General features: G+C 65.7%; 4 protein-coding genes. 3 read left to right on the forward strand and 1 reads right to left on the reverse strand.

Annotated elements, in window-relative coordinates; translation table 11 throughout:
- Positions 1 to 688: 688 nt before the first annotated feature.
- Positions 689 to 826: a hypothetical protein gene (locus ENSA7_RS42940; RefSeq protein ID WP_181232856.1), complete on the reverse strand. Its 138-nt coding sequence runs from the start codon at positions 824 to 826 to the stop codon at positions 689 to 691.
- Between the two features lie 64 nt (positions 827 to 890).
- Between ENSA7_RS42940 and ENSA7_RS00820 the strand changes: the two genes are divergently transcribed.
- The 3 genes from ENSA7_RS00820 to ENSA7_RS00830 all read left to right on the forward strand — a co-directional run bounded on the left by ENSA7_RS00820 (position 891) and on the right by ENSA7_RS00830 (position 9,188).
- The gene (locus ENSA7_RS00820; RefSeq protein WP_106087271.1) at positions 891 to 1,772 is read left to right on the forward strand and encodes a hypothetical protein; all 882 of its coding nucleotides are present in this window, start codon (positions 891 to 893) and stop codon (positions 1,770 to 1,772) included.
- Positions 1,773 to 1,849: 77 nt separating this feature from the next.
- A complete protein-coding gene (locus tag ENSA7_RS00825) occupies positions 1,850 to 8,584 on the forward strand; it encodes an RHS repeat-associated core domain-containing protein (RefSeq protein WP_181232858.1) in 6,735 nt (2,244 codons plus the stop codon).
- Positions 8,565 to 9,188 (forward strand): hypothetical protein, encoded by a 624-nt coding sequence (locus tag ENSA7_RS00830; RefSeq protein WP_106087273.1) that lies wholly within the window; start codon positions 8,565 to 8,567, stop codon positions 9,186 to 9,188. Before ENSA7_RS00825 ends, ENSA7_RS00830 begins: the two co-directional genes overlap by 20 nt.
- Positions 9,189 to 9,686: the final 498 nt, after the last annotated feature.

The following is a 9,686-nucleotide window of genomic DNA, read 5'->3' on the forward strand; positions in this document are numbered from 1 at the left end:
TCAGACCTATTCCATAGTACCCTTGGCGGCCGTCTGTGCCGGATTTGGCGACTCGCGAGTCGCACCGTTCTGCCCCCGCCCCTCTCGCTTCCGAGTGTCGGCTTGTCGGCGAGAGGGCCCCGACCACTCACCGACGAGAGCCTAGCTGTCGGCGACGCCAGTTCACCCATTCCCGATCGAGTTCCCACTCGATCGGGACGCCACACGCCCCGATCCGAGCGACTCCGATCTCGCAGATCGACGCTCACGCCCACTTCGCGCCAAGGATTGACTCGCCGTCGGCCGCGAGAGACCAAGATCGGGCGAGTGCATACTCGATCGCGGGGGCGCGCAGCCATTTCCGACCAAACTCGAAGCAGCTCGGCGGCCTCGGCAGGCCCGATCGCACCAAGTCCCAAGTCGCTCGCGTCAGCGTGGACCCCTTTTCGGGGCCTACGACTCTCGCGGAGCTGCGGCCAACCGCCTCGACGCGAGTCGCTTCTCGGTCGGGAGAGCGGCAGACCCGTTCCGGATCAGCTCCGCTCTCGATCGGGAGAGGGGCGGACCCCTTCCGGATCAGCTCCGTTCTCGATCGGCAGAGGATCGGACCCGCTCCGGAGCAACTCGACTCGTATCGTGAGGATCCCCGGGCCCGTCCCGGACAACTCAGCTCTCAGCTCGCACGGGTCAAACCCCTCTCAGCACCAAATCAGCTCTCGATCGGGACCCGCCTGAGCGCGCGTCCAACAATCCGATTCTCGAACGAGACCCGCGTGACCGCGAGCCGCTCGTCTGTATTCTGGGTTGCGAGCGGCCCAACGCCCGCGAGCTCGAGTCGCAACTTCATCCGCGCGATACGCGACTGGCGAGTTTTGGACCAAAACGGAGTGAGCTGATAGTCTCGCCTCGCTGTGAATGATTTCGATCTCTCGATCTACTACCCGATTCCACTGCTCACGACGGAAGGCTACGTATCCCTGTGCAAGACGCTGCTTGGCGTGGACCTTGGGCAAGTGCCGCCGCAAGTGACGGCCACCCGAAATGACCTCGCCGCGGTCCTTGCTGAGGTTGAGGCCGGGCTGGTCGCGCGAATCGACGAGGATCTCAGCACTCGCCGCGAGCAGGCGTTCGATTCGTTGGTGGATCGGGTCTGGCTCGAGCTGCGCGAGCGCCTGGAGTTCTACACGATCTATCAACACGATGGTGCGGCCATGTTCACTGAGGAAGATCGAGCCGGGCTCGAGCTCGACGAGCGAATCAGTCAGGCCCGCACGGCGGCCGAGATACGCGAGCGCATGTTCAGCGACGGAACTGACTTCCTGCGCGCCGTGTACCCCCAGCAAGCCACACATATGGCCGCTCGGCTCGATTGGCTCGACACCAAAGACTTCGACGGCGAGACCCTCGCTACCCTGGTGGGTGACGAGCTGGCGACCCTGCTAAAGACCTGTCAAGCCCGCTATGAGGCCATGGTCAGCGGACGGAGCTCGCGGGACGGCAAGTCCAGCGCGGATCTCCGAGAGCTCCGCAATCGCCTGCGCCGTCAGCTGTACGCGTACTGTGGCGGAGTCGGCACGATGTACGACTTCAAGAAGCCCGAGACCGCGAAGATCGTGGAGGTGGCGTTGCGGCCGATCCTGGTGATGCGCGCGCAGGCGCGACGCAAGCCTGGTGCTCCCGGAGTTGACGGCGAAGTCGTCGCCGACGGCGAGGCCGATCTCAGTGAAGTCGAAGCGTCGCCCGAGCCTGCCGCCGACGTTGAAGTGACCGAAGACCTGCCCGCCGAGGGCTAGCCGCGGCGCTCTCCGCCTGTAGCTGCGCGGCAACATCAGCGCGTGACAGCAACGCGCTGATGCTGGCATGGTCCAGCATGGCCACGCCCAACTCTGCCCGCCCTCAGCATCGCGCTGTTGCGCTGTTGATGCTGCTGACCGTCGCGGTGTGGCTATCCATCGCTCCCCAAGCCCGCGCGACGCCACTCGCGGGCTCTCTGCTGCAACACACCCTGCTCGCAGGTCTCAACGCAGGCGCCCCTTCACCCCAGCGCACGGCGTCGTCGCCGGTCGGCACGCTACCTGGCAGCTTCGTCGTCGATGATCGCGGCGCTGCCCGCTACTCGATCCCGCTCGACCTCCCGCCAGCCGCCCGCGGACTCGAGCCCGCGCTGTCGCTCGAGTACGACAGCCAGCTCGGTGACGGACCGCTCGGCGTCGGCTGGGCACTGGGCGGCGGCAACTCGGCGATCACCCGCTGCGGCCACACGCTCGCGGAGGACGGCGAGCTCGCGCCCGTGCGCATGACCAGCGACGACGCGCTGTGCCTCGACGGCCAGCGCTTGATGCTCGTCGACGGGGCGCCATTCGAGATCGGCGCGACCTACCGGCCCAAGCGCGACGACTTCTCTCGCGTGCGCGTCGTCGCCCAGGTCGACGCGGACGGCTCGAACACCTGCCATGGTGGGTATGGGTTCGAGGTGCGTCGGCGCGATGGCACGATCGCAACGTACGGGTGCCGCCGCGACGCGACCGTGACTACGCACCTCGGCGCCAGAACTTGGTCGCTGGCGCAGCTGCGTGGTCGCTTTGGCAACGCCGTCAATTACCACTATCGCTACGAGACCACCCCGGTGCTCGGCCCGAATGCGCAGATCATTGGCGAGGCCGACGTCGAGCACTATCTCAGCACGATCGACTACGGCGCACACCTGGGCCTGCACACCAGCACCCGCCACGTGCGGCTGGACTGGGAGACACGGCCGGATCCCTCGCAGGGCTATAGCCTTGGCGCGCCGCAGCGGCAGTCGTCGCGCCTTGCGAGGGTCACCAGCTTCGCGGCCAACGGGCTGGCGTATCGCTATCAGCTGACCTACGCGAACCCGAGCATCACCGGGCGCAGCCTGCTCCAGGCCGTTCAGCAGTGCGACGCCAAGCAGGTCTGCAAGCCTGCGACGCGGTTCGAGTGGGAGCCCGGAGAGCACGGGTTCGAGCCCACGCCCGGCGAGGTCAACTTCGCCGAGCGGGCCTTCTTTCCGTTCATGCTGTTCCCCAACAATGAGCAGTATGTGGTCGATCCGTTCGCGGAGCTCATGACCCTGCTCGACGCCAACGGCGACGGGCGCACGGACATGTTCTTGTCGGCGGGCGACGGCACGTCCAACCTCCCCGAGCATCGCGGCTGGGAGACCTGGACCTCGCAGCCGGGCGCGCACGGACAGGACTTCGAGTACTGCGGATCCACGCGGCCCAACTTTCAGCAGTGCGCGGCCGACGGGCACTATCTCGTCTACGAGAGCGAGCGCAGCGGCTTGCTGGCGCTGGGCTCCCACGCCAGCAACGGCCCGGCGGTGCCGCCGATGTTCGCGACGGACCATGACGGCGACGGCCGCGACGACGTTTATGCGCTCGGTGACAATGTGCCGATCCCGGGTTTGCCTCCGGCGGGTCGCAGCTTCTTCATCGCCCGCAGCCTGCCCGAGGGCGGCGTCGACCAATTCGAGTTCGACCCGGGCGCCGGGCTGATCTGGCTGTTCAGCGGCGCGGATCAGACTGGCGATGGCCTCGGCGATCTCCTGTTTTGTGCTGGCGACGCCGACCTCGAGGAGCCCGAGCTCGGCACCGGGCGCTGGTTGTTCGCGCCCAACGTCCCGGGCGTCGGGTTCAACGCCAACGCCGTCTACGACACTGGCCTGGTCTGCTCGAGCTACGACAAGCTGCTGCATCTCGATCACGACGGCGACGGCCTGGCCTCGCTGTTGGTGATCCCGGCCTGGGACGCCGCCCAACACAAACGGATCCCCTCGAAGGAGTGGTCCGACTACGCGGCGCTCGAGCTCGATCCCCACGCCGACTGGGCCGGCTCGCTCGCGCCGACCGGGCTCCCGCCAGACCTCGCCCAGCGCTGGCGGGCGAGCCTCGCGGGCCACTACAACAACTCCGATATTGACGACGACTTTCCGCGATCGAACCAGGGCTTTGGCGTTGACCGGGTCCTGGACCTCAACGACGACGGCCTGCAGGACATTCTGCGCTATGAGCTGCACGGCGGCGACGGGCCCGATCAGCTCGAGCTGATCTACGACACGATCGTCGTCGATGATCCCCCGTTGCCGGAGTGGGGCGGCGTTCGGATCTGGCTCAACACTGGCGCCGGGTTTGTCGACGGCGGCTGGTTGATGCAGTCGGAGGTCGAGGGCAATCGATCATTCGCGCGCTACCTGGCCTCGGGGGTGCTCGATTATGACGGCGACGGGGTGCTCGACTACCTCACGCCGGTCGACGATCCAGACGCCAGTGACTGGGCCTGGACTGTGTGGATCAGCAACGGCGACGGCAGCTTCGACGAGCTGCCGGTCTCGCTCGATCTGATGCTCAGCGACATCTACACGAGCCCGCGGGCCAGCACCGCGTTTGATCTGACCGGCGACGGTCTCCACGACGTCGGCGTATTCACGTCGCTTCGCTGGTCGCTGCGTGAGCGCGTGGGCGAGGTGCCCGACAAGCTCGTGCGGATCGAGAACGGACTCGGCGCCTGGATCGACGTCAGCTACCGCTCGATCACCGACTACGACGCGCCAAGTCCGATCTACGCGCTGGATCTGGACAGCTGCGCGTACCCGCGGCGCTGCGAGCGAGACCCGCGGATCGTCGTGGACGCCCACCGGCTCGACAGCGGCGGTCAGCTGGTGCCGCGCCGCTTCGAGCACCGCTATGGAATGGCCCGCAGCGATCGTGAGGGCCGGCGCGGCCTTGGCTTCGTCTCGCACGAGACGATTGAGTACGACGAGGATCATCAGCCGATCTACCGACGCCGCGTCGGCTACAGCCACACCTACGCGCCCGAGCTCCGCGACTTTCCCTATACCGGGATCCCCGCGACGATCACCGAGGATCAGCGCGACGCACAGACTGGCCAGCACCTTGTCACGCACATCAAGCGCATCTTCGACTATGTCGAGACCGAGCCCGGCTATCACCCCTACGTCTCACAGCAGATTGCGCGCAGCTACGAGCTGGAGACCTGCGCCGACACCTTTTGTGAGGTCGACGAACTCGACGAGGACCAGCGGATCAGCGACGTCGTCGACACGATCTTCGAGCTCGACGACTACGCCAACCCAACCTTGTGGACGACCTCGATCGACGCGGGCGACAAGACGCTCACCTATCGGCACGAGCAGGGCCACATCAATGACGGCGACTCATGGTTGCTCGGCCTGCCGATCTTCGAGCGCACCTATTTTGTCGAGCTCGGCCAGACCACCCGCGAGCGCGAGTGGATCGCCAGCTACGATCCAGACACCGGGGCGCTGCAGACCCACACGCTCGAGCCGACCCGGCCCGAGCTGTTCTTGCACACGACCCGCAGCTACGACGCTCACGGCAATCTGGTCAGTCAGACCGCGACTGACTTCGCGGGTGAGCAGCGCAGCAGCACGGTGAGCTACGACGACGAGGGCGTGTTTCCAGTCCAAGGCGTCGACGCGCTCGGGCACAGCTCCGAGCTGCGCTGGGATCCCGGCTTGGGTGTGGTGATCGAGGCGAGGGATCCCAACGGCCTGCGCAAGGTCGCCGACTACGACGGGCTTGGCCACGTCACGGGCTTGCGCAGCTTCGCCGGTCAGGTCCCGCGCGGCGACGACACCACATTCAGCTATCAAATGCTGGGGCCGAACTTCAACAACGCGGTGCTGGAGATCCGGCAGGAGACCGCGGGTCACGGCTACGACGTCGCTCACTATGATCGGTTGGGTCGCGTGATCAAGACCCGCAGCCCCGGGCACGACGGCGTCGCGCGTGATGTGACGACCCGCTATGACCGCCTGGGCCGGGTGACGCACGTCAGTCTGCCGACGATCTACGGGCTGCCGCCCGACGGCCATGATCGCTACGAGTACGACTTTGCGGACCGGCTGATCCGCCACCGGTTGCCCGACGACGTCAGCGAGTCGTGGCTGCACCACGGGCTCGAATTGGTGCACATCGACACGGGCGGAATGATCGAGGTCACCCGCCGGGATCTGGCTGGCCGCGTGGTCCAGAGCGTGCGCGCGCTCGGGACTCCCGACGAGGAGCAGCTGTGTTTCGACTACGGCGGCTGGGAGCTGACCACGCACGTCCGGCCCGACTGCGTGGGTCGGGCGGCGTTGAGCGTGGATCAGGGCGAAGCACCGCCGACGATCAAGCGCTTCGTCCACGATGATCTCGGCCGGCTGATCTCCAGCCACGACCCCAGCGAAGGTCTGCGCAGCTACTTCTACAATGGTCACGGCGAGCTCGCGCGCTACGTCGACGGTAACGACAACGAGGTCGCGCTGGAGCGCGACGCGCTCGGTCGCGTCATCATGCGCAGCGACGTCGACGGTTTGACCACCTGGAGCTTCGACCAGGACTTCATCGGTGAACTCGACGCCAGCCTGAGCCCCGACGGTCACGAGCAGCTGCTCGCGTACGATGACTTTGGCCGGCTCGAGACGCTCACCAAGGTGATTGCGGGTGAGAGCTTCGAGCTTGGTTTCGCGTATGACGATGTTGATCGCCTCGCGGAGATCCACTACCCGCACAGCGATCTGCTGCCGTCGTTTTGGGTCCGCAACGCGTACACCAACCATGGCCAGCTGCGCGAGGTTCGAAGCGGACCGACCGACGCGCTGCTGTGGCGAGTGGATGATGTCGACGCGCTCGATCGCGTGACGGTGGAGCAGTTCGGCAACGGGACCACCACGCAGCGCAGCTATGATCCGCTGCGTCCGTTCACCCAGACGATCGAGACCAACTCGGAGCTGGGCGGCGCGCTGCAGTCGCTCGCGTACACATGGAACCACGACGGCACGCTCGAGCGCCGCGAGGATCTGCTCCACGCCCAGCACGAGGCGTTCGAATACGACTTTCTGCACCGCGTCGCTGCCGTCCACACGGGCAACGGTCAGCAGAGTCATGATCGACACTTTGCCTACGACAGTCTGGGCAATCTGGTGTTCGCCACTGATCGGGGCGAGTACGAGTATGACAGCAATGGCCGACTCGCGGTCGCCGACGCGAGCGGTCACGAGTGGGACGGCAACGGCAACCTGCTCGCCCGCACGGGCGCACGCGCGATCACGCTGAGCTACACCGCATTCGACAAGCCGGCCGAACTCGAGACCCAGGCGGGGGCGAGCAGCTTCGAGTACGACGCCGATCAAGAGCGGGTCTATCGCTACAGCGAAGCCGACGCGCGCGAGAGCGTCTACGTCACCGAGCTGTACCAGCGCCACCGCGACACGCTCGGCGGCGAGACTCAGCACCACTACTACGTGCCCGGGCTCGAGCGGATCGTCGCCACCGTCGTCGACACTGACGACGGGCTCACCGCCACCCGAGCCACGCACTACCTGCACACGGATCACCTGGGATCGACGGACGTCGTCAGCGACGAGCTCGGCGTCGTGGAGCAGCGCATGTCCTTCGACGTGTGGGGCAAGCGACGCGACGCCGAAGACTGGAGCTTGCCCGACGAACTCGCGGAGCTCGGCGCCGTCAACCTCGGGTACACCGGGCACGAGGCGCAGGAAGACGGTGGCCTGCTCAACATGGGCGGGCGGATGTACGACCCGCAGCTCGGGCGGATGGCCAGCGCGGATCCCTTTGTGGTCGCGCCCAACAGCGCGCAAGGGTGGAACCGCTACGCCTACGTGCTGAATCAGCCGCTCTCGCTCACGGATCCGACCGGCTTCGAACCGACGGGCGCGCCACCGGAGGCCGGCGGCGATCCGCAATCAGGTAGCGGTGATCCCCCGCGCGGAGCGAGCGGCATGGTCGGCGTCAGCCAGACCAACCAGGCCCCGACCAGCGGCAACCGCACCACGCACGGCGGCACGTCGGAGCCGCGCGCCAACCAAGGCGCGGGCGAGCAAGGACCCGGCGCGCCCGGCAAGCCACCGCGGGTCGACGGCCTCCCCAGCGGACCGACCGTCTCCGGGCTGATCGCGGGGTACATGCTCGATGGCCTCAAGGCGCTGAATCCGGGGACCGGGGTGAGCAAGCCGCACACCCTCGAGGGCTTCACCGACGCGATGCTGCCGCACGAAGGGCCCTCGCAGGAGCGACGCCGCCTGAACGTGTCGGCCGAGACTGCCGACCGGGTCTCGCAGACGATGCAGGACCCGCCGACCTACGTCGTGATCTCGATCGAGATGACGCTGTTCTTCATCGGCGGGGACGCTGAGGCGGTGGGGGCGCTGATCGAGGGCGGTGTCGAGATCGTCGCACGACGTGGAGGCAAGGAGGCGCTACCTCTCGTCGCCGGTGTTCTAAAGAAAAAGAAGAAAAACGCAGCGACGAGTACCGCTGGCGGTAAAGTCTATCGCGTGCCAGGAGAGAAGACCCCTAGCGGAAAACCCTACATCGGGCGCACCAAACAGAAAAATCCTGGGAAACGCGGTCGCAGGGACGGCCGAGATCGGCGTGGTGCCGATGTGATCGACAGCTATGACCCAAGTGACACTGTCGCGGGTCGGCGCGCTGAACAAAACGCTATCAACCGTGAGGGCGGAGTGAATGATCTTGACAACAAGCGGAACGAAATTCGCCCTTCGAAGTGGAGCGAGAATGACATCCTTCCCCCCTGAAGTCAGCGTTCACTCGTTCTGGGCCTGGTTCGAGACTGTCGCGCCTATCCTCGCACAGAACTTCGAGAATCCGCAAATCCACGAAGAGCTCGATCGCCAGGTCTCGCGGCTGGGTGGAATGACCTGGGAACTAGGTCCCGGGCACGCCGCGCAGAACGCTCTCACCCTGACCCCCGACGGTGATCCAGACTTGCTCCGAGCCACCAAGCACATCGTGGCGCTCGCGCCCTCGATCCCGAACTGGGAGTTCCATCCCGCGAAACCACCCAAGGAGTGGGCGCTAACATTTTCGCTCGAGACAGAGGGCGAGACCGTCGTCGACGTGGACGCCAACCGTTGGCGCTACGTCCTGCTGCGCTTCCCCGACAGCACGTTTGATATCCTCCTCAGGCAGGACGGGACTGAACTCCATGATGATGACGACCGGTATGTCGCTGCAATCATCGTCCTCGACGGGCTACTCGGAGAAGAAGCACGGATGTCTTTAGTCGGGTCAATCGAACTCGTTGATGCGTTCTCAGCGGAGGAACTAGCCAGGGTGACACCGATCTCCGAGCTTCCTCACCACCTCATGTCACTCCTGAACAGGAAGGCTCCGCCGTGAAAACGACAGTTGAACCACACTTTAAGTCCTATGTTTGCACCCATGCATTCAGTGGTGAAGGTCCGGTGTTGCTCGTATCACGCCCTGAGGGAGACTGGTGCTTCTCATGTCGGAACGAGCACGAGGACGACGCATCAGCATACCGCGTCGTCGGAGTCGGCCACATCTTCAACGCCGACTCAACGATCAACACTGTGCTTGACCTCGCGCCCGGATGGGACGCGGAGCGAGCTGTGCTGGACCAAACCTGGCGTCGTAGTCCGATCCCCGAGCAAGAGTAGGCACTCTCGGTAGCCGTCAGACTGATCGCGCCACTGCTCACCCGCGGAGGCCCCCTCGGACTCAGCTACGTGTCTGAACTCACGTCTAGTCCTTGATCAAGCGCAGCGGGCCGAAGAGAAGCGAGCCACGCTCCGCAGACACAGGTTTCCGACTACGGGGGTCGGTGCTCCCCGCGGACCTCTTGTTTTTCGACCAGACCTCCTTCGTAGGGTGAGG

The organism is Enhygromyxa salina, from assembly GCF_002994635.1.
GTDB lineage: Bacteria > Myxococcota_A > Polyangia > Nannocystales > Nannocystaceae > Plesiocystis > Plesiocystis salina_B.